This is a genomic window from Bradyrhizobium sp. USDA 4541 (genome assembly GCF_024171085.1).
GTDB lineage: Bacteria > Pseudomonadota > Alphaproteobacteria > Rhizobiales > Xanthobacteraceae > Bradyrhizobium > Bradyrhizobium australafricanum.
On sequence record NZ_JALJZF010000001.1, the window covers coordinates 5,987,851 to 6,004,425 of the forward strand.

The following is a 16,575-nucleotide window of genomic DNA, read 5'->3' on the forward strand; positions in this document are numbered from 1 at the left end:
AGTGCGCCTACTCCGAGGCGTCGAAGTCGCTTGCCGTCGCTGTGCGGCCCACCTCCGCACCAGAGCGTGACGATATCGCAACCGGAACACGGCGGAAATGGGGAGAGCCGGCGGGCGGTGGCGTCTTGGTGAATGGTCTGTTGCGCCTCCTCCGTCGTTCTACTGACCGTCGCCTCCGCCAAACGCCCTCGCCTGTCCCGCGATCAGACACACTGTTGCAGCAAATCATCAGTCGGGGCGCATCTTGGATTCCAACAATTGAATCTTTTTGACTGTGCAAGCCTGCAATCGTTCTCTCCTCCGTGTGGGGCGCAAAGGAAGTTTGCGATGATCGAGACGGTTACAGCGGTGATGGGCTTGGTGAGTGCGGCGATCTTCTTGGCGCACGCCGTGGAAGGCTATCGGTACCGGGCCTGACAGTCCGTTGAAGGCGGAAAGACGCGTCACCTCTTTCCAGGAGTGAATGTTCGGAAAGCTTTAATCAATTCGGATGAGCATCGATTGAAGGCAGGTGTATCATGCGTAATCACGATTTGGTCTCCGACGGGTTTCTGACCCTGACCGCAGCAAGCCTCGTGCTGCTGTGCTCGAGCCTGCTGGCGTTCGCTTTCGGCTGAACGTTTTTGAGATTCTACCGGCGCCCGTGCGACGGGCATCGGTTACCCCTACTCATTCCCCGCCAAACGGGTTGCGGCAGACGCGCTGTCTTCTCCCCGCCCCACTCGTGACGCATCCTCGCCGTTTCCCGAAGAGGATGTACGGATGACCGGCAGTGTCAGGGAGGGAACGTCCGCCCTTCTCGTCAGCACAGATGGCCGGCTGCTGATGCAACTGCGCGACGACCTCCCGCATGTTACCGATCGCGGAAAGATCAGCCTGTTTGGCGGACGGCGGGAGGGCGCCGAGACCTTCCTCGAATGCGTCGTTCGCGAGATCCACGAGGAGATCGGCTACTACCTGCCGCCCGAGCGTTTCGAGTTGATCGGCCGCTATTCCGATCCCGATCATGCAACGCCAAACGGCACGCTTCGCGGCGAGGTGTTCCTCGCGCGCGACGTGCCCATCGACCAATTGACGGTGATCGAAGGCCGCCTCGAGATCGTCGCCATCGACGACCTCGAACGCATCAGCGGCAGGCTCGCGCGCCCGGCTACGTTTGCGCCGGAGATCTTCCTGAAGCGCGAACCGATGACCTGAGCGCCGAAACCAGCGTGCGGATGTGATCGTCGATCATGGCCAACGCGACTGACGGATGAGCAAAGTCGATATCGTCCACGTGCCAGTAAGTCACCCTGTCGGCGACCTCTCGGAACCGGCGCTCGATCAGCGGACGGTGCTCGGTCTCCTTGAGCGCGATCACGAGGTCGGCGTCGTCGAAGTCGGCCAATGAACAGGGCTGCGGGAAGCGCGTCGCGCCTTCCGGAACGATGCCGCTCGCGCGGAGACGATCGTCGGTGAAGACTGACATCGGCCCGACATTGTCGGGCGATCCCCGCTCGGCCGCGCCTCTGGAGGACGCGCGCCACGCCAGTTGTTCGGCTCTTGCAAGATGATTGAACAGTTCCTCGGCGTATCGACTGCGATAGTAGTTGCCGGTGCAGAGAAAGAGGACACGCTTCATGGGCGTCATGATGGCCAAGGTGGACCCTCGCGGTCAACGGCGTTGCGAGCATGAGCCCTTTGAGTTCACGGACCGGGCGAATGACGGGTCGGCCCGGGTTTCGCTGCCAGGTTCGCGTTGCGTTCGGAACCAACCAATCCTCAATCATCCCTGCCCGTCCCGATGAGCTGGGTGCCAATTGTGGTGCCCAATTTTAAGCGGCGGTGGACAACGAAAACGGCCCCAGCTTGGGGATCGCTGAGGCCGTCGTTTCGTCTGCTGGGGGCGCGGGCGCCAGTGAGTAGGCCGCCTCGATTCAGCAGAGCGCCGGTACATCCGCGGCAGTCTGAATTGTATTCGACGTCGCGCGTGCTTGCCGAGGTCTCATGGGGTACCCCACAGGGCGCATCCCGAAATGTGGGGCCGTTAGCAAATCAGCAACCCCGGCGATGCAGGCTCCTCTGAGGGACGGGACCGTTGGGGACGCAGCATGATCACGTTTCGGAGGAGCTGGCACGCCGGCCCTGAGCGTCGGCTCCTCTTTTTGGACCTTGTGTGAGCTAGGCAACAGCCGTCACTCCGCGTGCCTGCTAAGGAGATGATGCTGGGAATTTCAGGGCCCTAGAGCGGTTTCCAGTTGAGGTGAATCGGAACAGTCAAAGGGGATTCCCACGGGCACGCAAATCAGATTCGGTGTTGCCCGCGACAACATGCGGGGCATGCGATGGCGAAGGGATACTCCAAGGACCTCAGGGTGCGTGCGGTTGAGCTTGTTGAGTCCGGCGAAAGCGCACGTGAGGCTGCGCGCATTCTCAATCTCGGCGCTTCGACTACGATCCGATGGATGGATCGTTGGAGGAAGACCGGAAACGTTGAGGCCAAGCCCGGCACCGGGCACAGCCGCTCGCCGTTGGAGCAGCACAAGCAGTGGCTGATCGAGCTGATCGCCGCGGAGCCGGACCTGACGCTCGAGGAGATCCGCGCGCGTCTGCGCTCTCAGAGAAAGCAAAAGGCCGGCATCGGTTCGATCTGGCGTTTCTTCGACCGTCACAGCATCACCTTCAAAAAAAACACTGCACGCCGCCGAGCAGGATCGACCTGACGTCGCTGCCGAGCGTGCCGCGCTGAAAGCCGAGCAGCCCAAGCTGCGTGCACCGCGCCTCATCTTTATCGACGAGACTGCGGTCACGACGAAGATGGTCCGGCACTATGGGCGCTCTCCTCGCGGTGAGCGCCTCGTCTCTGGCGTGCCCCATGGTCACTGGAAGACGCTGACGCTTGTCGCCGCGCTGCGCATCGATGGCCTCACGGCGCCCTATGTCATCGACGGTGCAATGGATGGGCCCTCGTTCCTGGCTTATGTCGAGCAAGTCCTGGCGCCGACCTTGCGCAAGGGCGACATCGTCTTCATGGACAACTTGCGCACTCACAAGATCGCCGGTGTCCGCGAGGCGATCGAGGCTGTCGGCGCCCGCGTGCGTTATCTGCCGGCCTACTCGCCCGACCTCAATCCAATCGAACAGGCCTTCTCCCGGTTGAAAGCTGCGCTGCGCAAAGGCGCCACCCGCACGGTCCAAGCCCTGCTCAAACTCATCGGCAAACTCGTCAAGTCGTTTGCGCCGCAGATGTGTGCCAACTACTTTAGGCATGCTGGATACACCAGATGATCCACATCATGTGGAAAATGCTCTAGCGCTGGGAATGACAGGGCGCCGCCGGGACAAACCATTTCGGGCCCGGCGGCGTAATTTTTGAGATTTGCCGCGCTGACGCGTGAGAGGCGTCTCGAGATGTCTGGCGACAAGATTGCTGCAGAGACCGTGCTGTTCGCGCTGGCCATCGGCATTGCCGTATGGGCAACTATGGGGGCGCCCGAGCCAGGCACAAATTCGCCGATGCACGTCGCCAGCAGGCGATGAGGCCCCCTACTTGGTAGATTGGGCGCTGTCGGTTTAGGTCGCCGTCATTCGAGCGGTAGAGAAAGCGTCGGCAGCGGCTTATTGCCCTGCTCGCAACCTGTTCGCCCCTTGACCGGTAGAACCGGCGTCGAGGCATCCGGGGCAGTCCGGCCAATGAAATGGGTCAGATTAACGCCCGATGACCACTCCACATAACCAATAGCCGAAAAGGCGAACGCTCCCACGATGAGAATACTGAGCACTGAAGCGGCGGCTGCTGACGGCAAGCTTTGGCTGCTAAAAAACGGCATCATGATTCTCCGACACCGAGTTGCCACCCATCCGTGCGTTAGGCCAACTCGCGATGCTCGAGTGTGAACGGCCTCACACATCACGCACACTTGATGCCGGAGCGTTCGGCTTCAGGTCATTGGCCGTGGCATAGCCGCATAGCCCCCTGCAGTTTGCTCGGTGCTGGGGATTTCAGCGTCCCAGTTTAGGAAGGAAACGCCGCCGGGGAGTGTATTTGTGAGACTGGCGGCGTCTTTTCCTGGAACTATTTCGATGATCCACAGGGGTATCGTGAAGCTGCTGGGCAGCAAAGACAGTAGCTAGCCGCCCCTCACCAAAAGCCCGATTACAAAATCTTTAATAAATTCGGACCAGCCTCCTTCCGCGACAGGGAGGTGTATCATGCGTAACCATGACTTCGTGTCCGATGGATTCCTCGCGTTAATCGCGACCTGCCTTGTGCTGTTGTGCTCGGGCCTGCTCGTTATCGCATTTAGCTAGTCTGACCTTGGCGCCCTCATCGTTCCGGATGCTCCTAGGGCCGCTTGGGGCTACCCCCGCGCAGAGCCGTGGTCGCGCGTTGGCTGGCGCGCCTGGTCTGCACAGCTTGCGGCGCGGCCGGCGTTGCGAACATCGTTCCGGATTGGCATGACAGAATTGGTCACGCGGTGACACTCAGTCAGGGATGGAGGTCGCAATTTCCCTGACGTCGCCTAGAGCGGTTTCCAGTTGAGGTGAATCGGAACAGTCAAAGGGGATTCCCACGGGCACGCAAATCAGATTCGGTGTTGCCCGCGACAACATGCGGGGCATGCGATGGCGAAGGGATACTCCAAGGACCTCAGGGTGCGTGCGGTTGAGCTTGTTGAGTCCGGCGAAAGCGCACGTGAGGCTGCGCGCATTCTCAATCTCGGCGCTTCGACTACGATCCGATGGATGGATCGTTGGAGGAAGACCGGAAACGTTGAGGCCAAGCCCGGCACCGGGCACAGCCGCTCGCCGTTGGAGCAGCACAAGCAGTGGCTGATCGAGCTGATCGCCGCGGAGCCGGACCTGACGCTCGAGGAGATCCGCGCGCGTCTGCGCTCTCAGAGAAAGCAAAAGGCCGGCATCGGTTCGATCTGGCGTTTCTTCGACCGTCACAGCATCACCTTCAAAAAAAACACTGCACGCCGCCGAGCAGGATCGACCTGACGTCGCTGCCGAGCGTGCCGCGCTGAAAGCCGAGCAGCCCAAGCTGCGTGCACCGCGCCTCATCTTTATCGACGAGACTGCGGTCACGACGAAGATGGTCCGGCACTATGGGCGCTCTCCTCGCGGTGAGCGCCTCGTCTCTGGCGTGCCCCATGGTCACTGGAAGACGCTGACGCTTGTCGCCGCGCTGCGCATCGATGGCCTCACGGCGCCCTATGTCATCGACGGTGCAATGGATGGGCCCTCGTTCCTGGCTTATGTCGAGCAAGTCCTGGCGCCGACCTTGCGCAAGGGCGACATCGTCTTCATGGACAACTTGCGCACTCACAAGATCGCCGGTGTCCGCGAGGCGATCGAGGCTGTCGGCGCCCGCGTGCGTTATCTGCCGGCCTACTCGCCCGACCTCAATCCAATCGAACAGGCCTTCTCCCGGTTGAAAGCTGCGCTGCGCAAAGGCGCCACCCGCACGGTCCAAGCCCTGCTCAAACTCATCGGCAAACTCGTCAAGTCGTTTGCGCCGCAGATGTGTGCCAACTACTTTAGGCATGCTGGATACACCAGATGATCCACATCATGTGGAAAATGCTCTAGCTATTTAGAGTTATGACAACCCGCCGCATCTCCGATTGCCACCTTTTCCCCATACACTTTGCATAGGTGCACCGCGGGGCGCCCATGGGAGCGAGACTGCTCCGGCGTCTATGCCGCCGGGGCTCCTCGACCGCGCCCTGTCTTTGAGAATCCTCTTTGAAATCGACGGGCAATGTTTTTTGCGTGTGCCTTCACACCTGCTCGGCGTCTCTTGCCGTGCGCACCCATTGGAGGATTAAAGTTATGCCCAACAGGCCTCTAATTACGCTTCCTCAAGCTGCTACCGATCACATGTCGACGATAGGTCAGCAGCAACTGCCGTCAAACATTTCTCCGGCGGTGCACATCGTTCATGACGACGCAAGTATCCAATTCCAACTCTATACTGGTACCACCGGCGCAACTGACGTCTTCGTTTTTGATTTGAGCCAGTACCAAGGCAATAGCGTTGACGCAATCGACAACTTCGAAGCTGATCGTGATGTCATCGCCTTCATAAATGCTCCAAGTGATTTCACCTACGAGAACGTAACGAACGTGGCGATGATTAAAGGGTTTCCACCTACGGACGACGATCCCTCCATCGTGAATAGTTTAGCTTCGGCATACACCGACTTTCGATCCGTTGACGCATACGTCTTCGACACACTGAGCACGAATACGTCGTTCTCCGCCACGAACCTCGTTCATCTCACCGATGGAACAACAATACTCGTATAGGAGGGGAAAATGCGAAATCCGCGACTTCGTTACCGCAAGCCGCATTGGACAATATGTCCGTCACCGCCGGAGAACCATCTGCCGTTGTGTGATTGAATACTTGGCGGCCAGAAAAAGCCCAACCCCGGCTGCTTCGCCAATTCGATTCGCAAAACCAGCCGAGGATACCGTACCAAAGCGCTACAGCAAGGCGTGGAGCGACTTGCAGCCCGAGATAGGGTTCCACAATCTCCGGCACACCCACGCATCTCAGCTGATCGACGCCGGCGTGGACATCCTCACCATCTTGCTCGGCCACGCGAAGCCGGACATCACCTTGCGCGTCAACGCCCACTTGTTTAGGAACGACGACGGCAAGGCGGCGGCGATCAATGCGGCGTTTGCGCGTTAGGTGCCAATCGGGTGCCAATTTCGCAGTTTGTTCTATTCAAACAAGCTGCTAAGCGATTGAAATTGTTGGATTGGAAGGGTGGCCGAGTGGTTTAAGGCACCGGTCTTGAAAACCGGCGTGCCCGCAAGGGTACCGTGGGTTCGAATCCCACCCCTTCCGCCATTGCTTTCGATTGGGCGCTGTCCAGCCGGGTTCGGAGCTGAGACCAAAGCGGCCGCGATAGCCAACCACCAGATGGCCGCAACGAAGTAACGTGTTGTGCGCCGCCGTATCCAGCCACCTCCCGCAGGACGTGATCCGCAGAAAGTGATCGCTTCGGCGTTGTGCGGTTGTTTCCGAATATTGCTCGGGCTGGAGCCGTGATGATAGCTCTGAGGAGCAATGCGTCGCGCACTACCTTGGGTTTTGGCCGTTACTTTTCTGATTGGTTTTGTCGCTTCCTTTGCGGAGCTGCAGAGGATGCGCAACCGTTTCGGCGAAGTGTCTCAGCACGCCTTTCACGATCATGCCGCGGTGCGCGAATTCATGATACGCGCTGCGATCGCCGACGCGCCGGCGCCGATCGTCGTGCTTGGCGATAGCATCACCGAAATGGCTCCGCTGCCCCGGCAGCTCTGCGGACGTCCGGTCATCAATGCCGGTGTTGGCGGTCAGACCATCGCGGAGGCAAAGCAGCTCGCCGGGCGCGTGCTGCAGGACCAGGGCGCATTCTTGCTCGTGCTCGCGGTCGGCGCCAACGACGCCGGATCGCCAACGGCGCAACGCGACTTCGCCAACCTCATCGAGACCGTCAAGTCGCTCTCGACGCGGCCATTGGTGGCCATCGCCGTCGCAGCTGACGAATCGACCAACCGGGCGATCGAAGCCGCCGCAGTTGCGCGTGGTGTTCGGTTTATCGACCCGCATCTGCCGCCGGGCGCGAAGATGGCCGACGGCATTCACTTCACCGCCGCCGCCTACAAGGCCTGGGTGCCGGCACTTGAGGCTGCGATCTCGGCGGAATGCACGATGTGACGCGTAGTCACGTCTGCCGCATGAACTCCGCAATCAGGCCGGCGATTTCCCCAGGCGCATCCTCGAAGCAGTAATGCCCGACGCCGGCAAGGCGCCTGACCGGCGCCGTCGGGAAGATTGCGGAAAACAGCGGCAGGAAATGCTCCGCGCGCAGCGTGCGGTCCGCCTCGCCCCAGATCGCGAGCGCAGGCTTGCTGCGGATCAAGCGGTCGGCGGCGGGATCGGGCGCCTGGAATTGATGCGCGCCGATCGCAAAACCCTTGGCCCAGCCGATCGCACCGAGGCAGTCCGCCGGACGGGCGAAGTGCGCGCCGTAGGCGGCGAGCCAGGCGTCCGTGATGACGGCGTTGTTCTCGAATCCGTTGAGCTTCAGCGTGCTCAAAATGTTGAAGCCGAGCTGTCCGAGAACCGGCTCAAGGTCGCCGCTCGCCTCGGCCTTTGCGATCCATTGAAACCACGGCGAGACCTGCGCGTTTGCGGCGACGCGATCGAACAGATCGCTCTGCCCGAACGGCGTTGGCCCGTTGGCGGAGACGATGCGGCGAATCCGGCCCGGATGCCGGGCCGTCAGCCCCATGCCGACCGGGCCGCCGAAATCATGCATGACCAGCGTGATGTCGGTGAGATCGAGCGCGCGGACCAGCGCTTCGAGATTGTCGACATGGTCCTGCAGCCAATAGCTGCGATGCGCCGGCGTCGCGCTCTTGCCAAAACCCATGTGATCCGGAACGACCACCCGGTGCGTCGCACTGAGGCTCGGCACGAGGTGGCGGAACAGATAGCCCCAGCTTGGTTCGCCGTGCAGGCAAAGCACCACCTCGCCGTCCCGCGGACCTTCGTCGACATAATGCATCTGAAAGCCCGGCGCCGCGCTGAAATGCGGTGCGAAAGGAAAAGTGCCGTCGAACGCGGCGTCGGCTTGGATCATGGCGCACCTCAGGAGGTTTTAATTTGCAACCATCGTGTATCGCTTGAGGTTTTACTTTGCAACCAATATATCGAACCCACGATCGGGTGGTTTTCCGGCCGCGGCTCTGAGCGCCGATCATCCCCCAGGGAATGAGTGTTGAGGATCACGATGGCCAAGCGAGTGAGCCACAGGGACTCGATGTGCGGCGTTGCCCGGCCGCTGGATGCGATCGGCGACTGGTGGTCGCTGCTGATTGTCCGCGATGCGTTCGACGGGCTGCGCCGCTTCGGCGAGTTTCAGAAGAGCCTCGGGCTTGCCAAGAACATTCTCTCGGCCCGGCTCCGCAATCTTCTGGCGCACGGCATCATGGAGACGATGCCCGCAAGCGACGGCAGCCCCTACCAGGAATATGTGCTGACCGAAAAGGGACGCGGGCTCTTCCCTCTTCTTGTCGCGCTCCGGCAGTGGGGTGAGGATTTCTTCTTTGAGCCCGATGAGGCGCATGTGCTGCTGGTCGACCGCAAGAACGGGCTGCCGGTGCGACGGCTCGAATTGCGCGCGCAGGATGGACGCGTCGTTGGCGCAGAGGACACGATGGTGCGGCTGCCGCCGGCTTCACCTGAGTGAGTGAAGCAAGCGTGTCGCGCGCGCCGTCAACAGCAACTGGATGTTAACTCCCCGTGCCGCAGCATCCGCGCGTGGAGGTTCGACCAATGCAGACATTCCGGATTTCGCTGAGCGATGGGACGCGGCAATTCCACACCGTGATTCAGGCGCCGGACCCCGCTTCCGCGCGCATCAAGGCCGCCTACTTCTTCGATATCTCGAAGTGGCGGATTCTGAGCGTGTCGCTGAGTGGAGCCAGCGCCGAGGCGGCGTAGTCGCTGCGCGCCCTACGCCATCCGGTCGAGTTCGGCGGCGGCGAGCTGTGCAATCGTAAGGTCGATTTCGGCGAGCGGATCGTCATCCCCCAGAAACCATGCGGCCGACAAGCCGGTCCAGGCTACGATCCATGACAGCAGGCGCCGGCGATCCAGCCGCGCGGCTTCAACGACGATGTCGAGCCGCCGCCCAAAGCGTCCGGGTTCGGTCGCGACCGGCCGTGTCGGATCCGCAAGATCCGGATTGGTGAAGATGTTGGCGAAGTCGAAGCCGCGCTCGCCGACGAGATGCTTCGGATCGATCGCAAGCCAGCCGCGCGCGCCGAAGTCGAGCACGTTGTCATGGTGCAGGTCGCCATGCAGGACCACGATCTCGCGCTGACTGCCCAGCAGAGCTTCGGCAACTTCCGCCGATCGGTTCAGAATGCCGCCATGCGCCCTCGCCGCGGGCCACAACTCACGAAACCAATGCGTCAGCGGCGTCAGATCCGGCCGCGGCTTCGCTCGCTCGGCGTGAAGCCGATCAGCCGTTGCGCAGAGGATCCTGCAGGCCTCGTCGTCCCGGCCGGTTCGCGCCATTTCGCTGAGCGAAGCCGATCCCGTCGCCCTCTCGAGCAGAAGGGCGTCGCCGTCACGGGCAAGAACCCGCGCCGCACCTTCGCCGTCCCACCACTCCATCACGATGGCACCGAGGCGCTCGTCCGGCTCGTGCGAGAGCTTGAGCATGGCCGGCTCCCCATGCCGGCGCACCGGCAGCAACCGTGCGGCATGCGTCACGATCGGGGCGCCGTCGGGGACAAGACTCCAGGCCAAAAGATAGGGAGCGAACATTTGGGTGGACTGACCCGAGACGAAGAAGCGAGCCTCGTGGTTCTAATCATTGCTTCCGCGCGCTGCCACGCCGGTTCCCTGCGGCGCATCGTGGCAGGGCCACGCGAACCGGTTCCCCGCTGCCCTGGCCATGTTGGCTGATGACAGCCCCCACCCATCTCGCGCTACAATGTCGCAGCCGGTGCTACGGAGGGTGTGGCGATGCCGCGAAAGGGAATTACCGGACACGACGAATGGGTGGTCACGGAGGCCCTGGCCACAGCGCTGGTGGCGCTCGAACAATTGCCGTCAAAGCATCAGCCGCGCGCGCATATGGAGGATGTCCGAAAAATCCTGACCGCCAGATGTGAGGCCGGCGCCGTCACGCTGCATCTTGCGCAGGCCAAGTGCCGGTTGTTTCCCGACACCGATCCCCTGACCATCTACGAGGAGTATGGCCTCAAGGACGGGCTCGGCTAGCGCGCGCCGCCTGCAGCGCTAGTCGCGGCTGACGCGCCAGATCGTGCCGTTGCCGTCTTCGGAGACCAGCAGTGCGCCGTCGCGCGCGACCGTCACACCGACCGGACGGCCCCAGACCTCATTGTCGCCGATGACGAAGCCGGTGACGAAATCCTCGTACTCGCCGGTCGGCACGCCGTCCTTCAGCCTGATGCGGATGACCTTGTAGCCGGTGCGCTTCGACCGATTCCACGAGCCGTGTTCGGCAGCAAAAGCATCGCCGCGATATTCCGGCGGAAAACTGCTGCCGGTGTAGAAGGTCAGGCCAAGCGACGCCGAGTGGGCCTGCAATAGCACGTCAGGGACCGTCACCTTGTCCTTCAGGTCGGGCCGCGCGCCGGCATGCGCGGGGTCTTCGTTGCCGCCGATGTAGTACCAGGGCCAGCCGTAGAACGCGCCTTCGCGGACCCGCGTCACATAGTCGGGCACGAGGTTGTCGCCGCGGCCGTCGCGCTCGTTGGTCGAGCACCACGGCGTACCGCTTCCGGGCTGGATCGCAAGTCCGACGCAGTTGCGGATCCCCGTGGCAAACAGCTTCTGGTTCTTGCCATCAGGATCGAAGGCGAGCACGGCGGCGCGATCGGTCTCGTCGCCCCATGCAGCGCCGAGCGCATGGTCGCGGCTCCAGGCCTCGATGCCCTTCGGCGGGCGACCCAGCCCCTCGCCTGCGTTGCCGGCGGAGCCGACAGACACCAGCATCCGCTTGTCGTCCGGCGTGAACACGATATCACGCGTGGAATGGCCGTAGCCGGGCGGCAGCCGGGCGACGATCGTCTCGGGTTTTCCCGACGCCTTGAGATCGCCGTTACGGTAGGCAAATCGCACGACGCTGTCGGTGTTGGCGACATAGAGCCATTGCGGATTGTCACCGCTCGGAAAGAACGCGATGCCGAACGGCTGGTTCAGGCCGGTTGCGTAGACTTCATTGGTCGCAGGCCTGGTGGCGCCCTCGGCGCTGCGCAGGATACGAATGCGGCCGGAGCCCGTTTCCACCACGTAGATATCGCCATTGGGCGCGGTCCGGATGATCCGCGGACCGCTGAGCCCGCTCGCAAACAGTTCGACCTTGAACCCTGCCGGCACCTGCGGCGCGGCCGACGCAGGTCTCGGCATGACGCGCGGAAACTTGCTGCTCGACGCCGTTGCCCCGGGCTTGGGCAAGTCCTGCGGCGTGATCAGGCGCACCGTGCCCGGCTTGTCGCGTTGCCAGTCGCCGAAGGCTTCCGCGCCTTTCAGCACGGGCTCGGCGCCCGACCGCGTGATGCTGATCGCCGCGAGGAAGACGACCGACAGACCCGCACCGACAAGACTCGTCCTGGGCATATGCTCCTCGCGCGATTTCCCTTCGGCCACGCCGTTCATAGCGTGGTTCGGCCGCTCCCGCGTTCACAATGTCGTCTGCTCTAATGTCCCTTGGGTGGCGCCGTCAGATCGACCGGTTTGATGATCAGCGCCAGCGGGATCATCACGAGGCCGATGATCGAGAGCATCCAGAACACGTCGATATAGGCGAGCAGGTCGACCTGCCGCTGCAAGGTCTGGCCGACCCAGGCGACCGCCTGGGACGCGGCGTCCGATGCGTTCGACCCCTGTGCCTCAAAGAAGCGCGTCATCGTGTCGATGGTCTGCTGATACCCGATGTCGGACGGCGCGGCATGTTCGACCAGTCGGCTCTGGTGGAATTGCTGGCGTTGCGCCAGCGCGGTCTGCGCGAGTGCGACGCCCATCGACCCGCCGATGTTGCGCGCGACGTTGATCAGCGCCGAGGCCTGGTTGGTCTTATCCGGCGGCACGCCGTCATATGACGCTGTCGTGACCGGCAAGAACAGGAACGGAAGCCCGGCGGAGAGAAAGATGCGTGCGAGCGCAGCATAGCCATAGGTGATGTCGCCGTTCAGTCCCGTCAGGTGCCACATCGAGAATGCAACGATACAGCCGCCGATCGCGATCAGATATTTCGGCTGAACGCGACTGACGAGATGGCCGACCACCGGCATCAAGATCAGCGTGACGACGCCGCCGGGCGACAGTGCGAGCCCGGCAAGCAGCGCAGTATAGTTCAGCTCGGTCTGCAACAGCTGCGGCAGGAGCTGCGTCGACGAGATCAGCACCGCGCCGGTGCACAGCATCACCAGGAAGCACGATCCGAACTGGCGACGTCCCAGCAGGCGGAGATCGACGATCGGGTCCTTGCGCGTCAGCTCCCAGGGGATCAGCGCGATCAGGCAAATCGCCGAGGCCAGCGCGAAGCCGACGATCATGTTGGACCCGAACCAGTCCTTGCGCTGGCCTTCGTCGAGCACGAATTCGAGCGAACCGAGCCCGATCGCGACCAGTACGAAGCCGATGTAGTCGACGCGCAGGCCGTCCTTGAGGAGCTCCTTGCGCTCCTGCTCGGCGCCGAACGGCTCCTTGACCAGCGTCCCGACCAGGAACAGCGAGAGCAAGCCCATCGGCACGTTGATCAGAAAGATCCAGTGCCAGCTATAGGTATCGGTGATCCAGCCGCCGAGCGTTGGCCCGACCACGGGAGCAACCACCACCGCGACGCCGTAGATCGCGAACGCCTGGCCACGCTTGGCCGGCGGAAAGGAGTCGGCGAGGATCGCCTGCTCGCTCGTCGCCATCCCGCCGCCGCCAAGGCCCTGGATGATCCGGAACAGAACCAGCGCCTCCAGGCTCCAGGCAAGCCCGCACAGCAGGGACGCGAACGCGAAGGTGCCGACGCAGATCATGTAGAAGCGCTTGCGGCCGATCACGGTCGAGAGCCAGCCCGAGATCGACAGCACGATCGCGTTGGCGACCAGATAGCTGGTGATCACATAGGTGCTCTCGTCGATGCCGACGGCCAGGCCGCCCGCGATATGGCGCAAGGCCACGTTCGCGATCGTGGTGTCCAGCACCTCCATGAAGGTCGCGATCGAGACGACGAAGGCAATCAGATAAGGATTATGTCCGCCGGCAGCCGAACGCTCCGGCGACCAGGCTGCGCCGCCGCCTGCCGCAACGTCGCTCATCGCACCCTGGTCCAGGGCACGACCGACATGCCCGGCCCAATCGGAACGTCATTCGGCCAATTGTCGATCACGATCTTCACGGGAACGCGCTGCACGACCTTGACGAAATTGCCGGTCGCGTTCTCCGCCGGCAGCAGGCTGAACGCAGTGCCCGAGCCCGGCTGAACCGAAGCCACGCGGCCAGTGAGCTTGCGCCCCGGATACGCATCGATCCTGATCTCGACCGGCTGGCCCGGGCGCATGTCCGTCAGCTGCGTTTCCTTGTAGTTGGCGGTGATCCAGACCTCGTCAGGAACGAACATCATGACGCTCTGGGCCGGCGCCACATAGGTGCCGACCGCGCCGCTCAGCTTGACGACGCGTCCGGATTGCGCTGCGACGATGCGGTTATATTGCAGGTTCAATTTGGCCTGATCGAGCTGGGCCTGCGCCTGCTCCAGCGATGCCTTGCTGCTCTTGAGCTGAGCCTCGAGCGTCTTGACGCCGAGCTCGGCGGCAGTCACTGCCGTTCTGGCGCGGCTGGCATTGGCCTGCTGGGCGTCGAGATCCGAGCGGGTCTGCTGCTGCCGCTGCACCGTGCCCGCGCCCTTTTCGACGAGGTTCTGGGCGCGCTCCGCCTCCTCCCGCGCGAACTTCAATTGCGCCTCGGCCTGTTGCTGCTGCGCCTTGGCTTCCTTGATCTGCTCCTGCTGGCTGTCGATCTGGGCCTCGACATTGGCGATATTGGCCTCTGCGACCGCGACCTGTGCGCTGGCCTGATCGACTGATATCTTGTAGTCGCGCTCGTCGATCCTCGCGAGGAGATCGCCGGCATTGACGTGCTGGTTGTCGGTGACGGGGACCTCGACGACATAGCCGCCGACCTTTGCTGCCACGGCAAAGCTGCGTGCGGCCACGAACGCGTCATCGGTCGATTCATAGTGACGCACGTTGAGCCAATAGCTCACGCCACCCATGATCGCGAGCAGGAGCAGACAGGCGCCGACTGTGGCAAGCAGCCAGTGCTCGCGCAGCCGGTCGCGCATCGATGGCTTGCGCTCGGTTTCCTGCTGTGGCGCGGATCCGCGGTCGGGTCGCGATCCTTGCTCGGGGTTGCGCTCGGGCTGCCGCGGCTTCTCCCCGGACGGCCCGCGCTCTCTGGTTTGGGCATCCAAGGCAGCACCTCAAGCCACGAATGGAGCGATCAAGCCCCGTTAACCGCAGCGTCCGGCGCTTGGTTCCTGTTCGATGGGAGGCGCTACACGGCCCTGGAACTGACCATGGGCTGGCGCTGCTCGGCCGTCGACAAATCGCGGTAGGCCGCGGGCTCTCCAGCCAGCGCCTTGAGCGGAACCGTGAGCCGGCACACCAGGCCCTCGGTGCGCCAATCGAAGTCGGCGCGGCCGCCGAGCTGGGTCTCGATGCTGGCGATGACGCTTCTCGTGCCGAAACCTCTCTGCTTCGGCTTGGTCACGGGAGGTCCGCCGGATTCCACCCAGGCCAGGATCAACGTTTCGTCGTGCAGTTCCCAGGTGATCGCAAGCCGGCCCGACAGCACCGACAGGCTACCGTATTTGGCGGAGTTGGTGACGAGCTCATGCAGCGCCAGCGCCAAGGTCTGCGCGGTCGCGGGCTGCAACTGCACCTCTTCGCCATCGATCTGGATCTGTCCGGCTTCCGAATACGGCGCGATCTCCTCGGCGACCAGCCGCCGGATTTCGGCGCCCTGCCAGCTCGACAGCGACAGCACGGTGTGAACGCGTGCCAGCGCTGTGATGCGGCCCTCGACCGCCCGCACATAGGCGGTCACGTTCTGCGCGCGCGTCAGCCGCACGATCGATTGTGCCAGCGCGAGCGCGTTCTTGGCGCGATGGTCCACCTCGCGGGTCAACAGGCTCTGCCGCTCCTCGGCCTTCTTGCGATCGGTGATGTCGACGGTGACGCCGCTCACCCGTACCACCTTGCCGTTGCGGTCGCTGGTGGCCGCGGCTGTACCGACGCACCAGCGCACTTCGCCGTCCGGCCGCATGACGCGGAATTCGGTTTCATAGGACGTCTGGCCCTTGCCGAAGCCGGTCCAGGCTTGCCGGAGGTGCTCGACATCGTCGGGATGAAACAGCGCCTGTATATTGTCGGAGGTGAGCTTGAAGGATTTCGGGTCGACGCCGAAGATCTTGTATTGCCCCTCGTCCCACATCCAGTCGCCGTTGACCCAATCCCAGTCCCACGAGCCCATCTTGCCGGCCGCAATCGCCATGCTGCGGCGTGCCTCGCTTTCGACCAGTCGCGTGGTCGACTGCTCGAGCTCGGCGGTGCGTGCGCGCACGCGGTCCTCGAGCTCCGCGTTGAGGCGTTCGAGCTGTCGTGTCTTGCGGTAGAGCTCGGCGAACACGCGGATCTTTGCCCGCAGCACCTCGGGCACGACGGGCACCGGCACGTAATCGACCGCGCCCATCTCGTAGCCGCGGAGCCGGTCGATATCGCTGACCTGGATCGCCGAGATGAAGATCATCGCGGTCTTCTGGAAGCGCGGATGGTCGCGGATCATCGCCGCGAGCTCGAAGCCGTCGAGCTCTGGCATGCAGACGTCGACCAGGATGACCGCGACTTCGTTCTTGAGCAGGAACTCCAGCGCCTCGCGGCCCGACGACGCGGCGACCAGTGTCTCGCCGAGCTCCTTCAGGATGACCTCATAGGCCAGCAGCTTCGCCGGCTGGTCATCGACCAGAAGGATGTTTACCTTTTCGTGGTCCATCATGT

General features: G+C 62.9%; 17 protein-coding genes and 1 tRNA gene. 10 read left to right on the top strand and 8 right to left on the bottom strand.

The features are described 5' to 3' along the window. The first annotated feature begins 762 nt into the window (after positions 1 to 762). Positions 763 to 1,197 (top strand): NUDIX domain-containing protein, encoded by a 435-nt coding sequence (locus tag J2R80_RS28475; protein WP_141342005.1) that lies wholly within the window; start codon positions 763 to 765, stop codon positions 1,195 to 1,197. On the opposite strand, the gene J2R80_RS28480 is transcribed toward J2R80_RS28475, so the two are convergent. Next, entirely contained in the window at positions 1,151 to 1,621 is a 471-nt protein-coding gene (locus J2R80_RS28480; protein ID WP_253590231.1) for a low molecular weight phosphatase family protein, read from the bottom strand. The two genes, J2R80_RS28475 and J2R80_RS28480, sit on opposite strands and share 47 nt — an antisense overlap. Before the next feature lie 703 nt (positions 1,622 to 2,324). Between J2R80_RS28480 and J2R80_RS28485 the strand changes: the two genes are divergently transcribed. Further along, a protein-coding gene (locus tag J2R80_RS28485) for an IS630 family transposase (protein WP_141343507.1) occupies positions 2,325 to 3,267 on the top strand; the annotation gives its coding sequence in 2 pieces (ribosomal slippage) (positions 2,325 to 2,663 and positions 2,665 to 3,267; 942 coding nt in all). Positions 3,268 to 3,563: 296 nt separating this feature from the next. Here the strand turns inward: J2R80_RS28485 and J2R80_RS28490 are convergent. Next, positions 3,564 to 3,809 (bottom strand): hypothetical protein, encoded by a 246-nt coding sequence (locus tag J2R80_RS28490; protein ID WP_141342008.1) that lies wholly within the window; start codon positions 3,807 to 3,809, stop codon positions 3,564 to 3,566. Positions 3,810 to 4,605: 796 nt separating this feature from the next. On the opposite strand from J2R80_RS28490, the gene J2R80_RS28495 reads away from it, so the two are divergent. The 5 genes from J2R80_RS28495 to J2R80_RS28515 all read left to right on the top strand — a co-directional run bounded on the left by J2R80_RS28495 (position 4,606) and on the right by J2R80_RS28515 (position 7,699). Further along, a protein-coding gene (locus J2R80_RS28495) for an IS630 family transposase (RefSeq protein ID WP_141343507.1) occupies positions 4,606 to 5,548 on the top strand; the annotation gives its coding sequence in 2 pieces (ribosomal slippage) (positions 4,606 to 4,944 and positions 4,946 to 5,548; 942 coding nt in all). 269 nt (positions 5,549 to 5,817) lie between these two features. After that, positions 5,818 to 6,294, top strand: a complete 477-nt coding sequence (locus J2R80_RS28500; RefSeq protein WP_141343490.1) for a hypothetical protein — start codon at positions 5,818 to 5,820, stop codon at positions 6,292 to 6,294. Between the two features lie 100 nt (positions 6,295 to 6,394). Continuing rightward, positions 6,395 to 6,685, top strand: coding sequence for a tyrosine-type recombinase/integrase (locus tag J2R80_RS28505; protein WP_253590232.1), 291 nt, complete (start codon positions 6,395 to 6,397; stop codon positions 6,683 to 6,685). A 72-nt stretch (positions 6,686 to 6,757) separates the two neighbouring features. Beyond that, a tRNA-Ser gene (locus J2R80_RS28510) sits at positions 6,758 to 6,847 on the top strand. A 297-nt stretch (positions 6,848 to 7,144) separates the two neighbouring features. Then, a complete protein-coding gene (locus J2R80_RS28515; protein ID WP_253590256.1) occupies positions 7,145 to 7,699 on the top strand; it encodes an SGNH/GDSL hydrolase family protein in 555 nt (184 codons plus the stop codon). A gap of 7 nt (positions 7,700 to 7,706) precedes the next feature. Here J2R80_RS28515 and J2R80_RS28520 read toward each other — a convergent pair whose 3' ends face one another. Further along, positions 7,707 to 8,627, bottom strand: coding sequence for an alpha/beta fold hydrolase (locus tag J2R80_RS28520; protein WP_141342387.1), 921 nt, complete (start codon positions 8,625 to 8,627; stop codon positions 7,707 to 7,709). 150 nt (positions 8,628 to 8,777) lie between these two features. Between J2R80_RS28520 and J2R80_RS28525 the strand changes: the two genes are divergently transcribed. After that, entirely contained in the window at positions 8,778 to 9,236 is a 459-nt protein-coding gene (locus J2R80_RS28525; protein ID WP_082653901.1) for a helix-turn-helix domain-containing protein, read from the top strand. Positions 9,237 to 9,322: 86 nt separating this feature from the next. After that, the gene (locus J2R80_RS28530) at positions 9,323 to 9,490 is read left to right on the top strand and encodes a hypothetical protein (RefSeq protein WP_200844494.1); all 168 of its coding nucleotides are present in this window, start codon (positions 9,323 to 9,325) and stop codon (positions 9,488 to 9,490) included. Between the two features lie 12 nt (positions 9,491 to 9,502). Here J2R80_RS28530 and J2R80_RS28535 read toward each other — a convergent pair whose 3' ends face one another. Then, positions 9,503 to 10,321, bottom strand: a complete 819-nt coding sequence (locus J2R80_RS28535) for an aminoglycoside phosphotransferase family protein (RefSeq protein WP_141342388.1) — start codon at positions 10,319 to 10,321, stop codon at positions 9,503 to 9,505. A gap of 201 nt (positions 10,322 to 10,522) precedes the next feature. Here J2R80_RS28535 and J2R80_RS28540 point away from each other — a divergent pair, with 201 nt between their 5' ends. After that, positions 10,523 to 10,780, top strand: a complete 258-nt coding sequence (locus tag J2R80_RS28540; protein WP_028340659.1) for a hypothetical protein — start codon at positions 10,523 to 10,525, stop codon at positions 10,778 to 10,780. A gap of 18 nt (positions 10,781 to 10,798) precedes the next feature. Here J2R80_RS28540 and J2R80_RS28545 read toward each other — a convergent pair whose 3' ends face one another. The 4 genes from J2R80_RS28545 to J2R80_RS28560 all read right to left on the bottom strand — a co-directional run bounded on the left by J2R80_RS28545 (position 10,799) and on the right by J2R80_RS28560 (position 16,570). Next, entirely contained in the window at positions 10,799 to 12,142 is a 1,344-nt protein-coding gene (locus tag J2R80_RS28545) for a sorbosone dehydrogenase family protein (RefSeq protein WP_141342389.1), read from the bottom strand. An 80-nt stretch (positions 12,143 to 12,222) separates the two neighbouring features. Continuing rightward, complete coding sequence (locus J2R80_RS28550) at positions 12,223 to 13,836, bottom strand: DHA2 family efflux MFS transporter permease subunit (RefSeq protein ID WP_141342390.1); 1,614 nt, start codon at positions 13,834 to 13,836, stop codon at positions 12,223 to 12,225. Continuing rightward, on the bottom strand, positions 13,833 to 14,990 hold the full coding sequence (locus tag J2R80_RS28555) for an HlyD family secretion protein (protein WP_141342391.1): 1,158 nt from the start codon (positions 14,988 to 14,990) through the stop codon (positions 13,833 to 13,835). The genes J2R80_RS28550 and J2R80_RS28555 overlap by 4 nt, the downstream gene beginning before the upstream one ends. Before the next feature lie 83 nt (positions 14,991 to 15,073). Further along, positions 15,074 to 16,570 carry a sensor histidine kinase gene (locus tag J2R80_RS28560; RefSeq protein WP_057018673.1) on the bottom strand — a complete coding sequence of 499 codons (1,497 nt, stop codon included), beginning with the start codon at positions 16,568 to 16,570 and terminating at the stop codon, positions 15,074 to 15,076. Positions 16,571 to 16,575: the final 5 nt, after the last annotated feature.

What these genes read in the sequence shown, in the direction of transcription:
- J2R80_RS28500 (WP_141343490.1), top strand. Translation starts at nt 5,818, where the DNA reads ATGCCCAACAGGCCTCTAATTACGCTTCCTCAAGCTGCTACCGATCAC.
- J2R80_RS28550 (WP_141342390.1), bottom strand. Translation starts at nt 13,836, where the DNA reads ATGAGCGACGTTGCGGCAGGCGGCGGCGCAGCCTGGTCGCCGGAGCGT.
- J2R80_RS28490 (WP_141342008.1), bottom strand. Translation starts at nt 3,809, where the DNA reads ATGCCGTTTTTTAGCAGCCAAAGCTTGCCGTCAGCAGCCGCCGCTTCA.
- J2R80_RS28515 (WP_253590256.1), top strand. Translation starts at nt 7,145, where the DNA reads ATGCGCAACCGTTTCGGCGAAGTGTCTCAGCACGCCTTTCACGATCAT.
- J2R80_RS28525 (WP_082653901.1), top strand. Translation starts at nt 8,778, where the DNA reads ATGGCCAAGCGAGTGAGCCACAGGGACTCGATGTGCGGCGTTGCCCGG.
- J2R80_RS28560 (WP_057018673.1), bottom strand. Translation starts at nt 16,570, where the DNA reads ATGGACCACGAAAAGGTAAACATCCTTCTGGTCGATGACCAGCCGGCG.
- J2R80_RS28535 (WP_141342388.1), bottom strand. Translation starts at nt 10,321, where the DNA reads ATGTTCGCTCCCTATCTTTTGGCCTGGAGTCTTGTCCCCGACGGCGCC.
- J2R80_RS28540 (WP_028340659.1), top strand. Translation starts at nt 10,523, where the DNA reads ATGCCGCGAAAGGGAATTACCGGACACGACGAATGGGTGGTCACGGAG.
- J2R80_RS28530 (WP_200844494.1), top strand. Translation starts at nt 9,323, where the DNA reads ATGCAGACATTCCGGATTTCGCTGAGCGATGGGACGCGGCAATTCCAC.
- J2R80_RS28520 (WP_141342387.1), bottom strand. Translation starts at nt 8,627, where the DNA reads ATGATCCAAGCCGACGCCGCGTTCGACGGCACTTTTCCTTTCGCACCG.
- J2R80_RS28475 (WP_141342005.1), top strand. Translation starts at nt 763, where the DNA reads ATGACCGGCAGTGTCAGGGAGGGAACGTCCGCCCTTCTCGTCAGCACA.
- J2R80_RS28545 (WP_141342389.1), bottom strand. Translation starts at nt 12,142, where the DNA reads ATGCCCAGGACGAGTCTTGTCGGTGCGGGTCTGTCGGTCGTCTTCCTC.
- J2R80_RS28480 (WP_253590231.1), bottom strand. Translation starts at nt 1,621, where the DNA reads ATGAAGCGTGTCCTCTTTCTCTGCACCGGCAACTACTATCGCAGTCGA.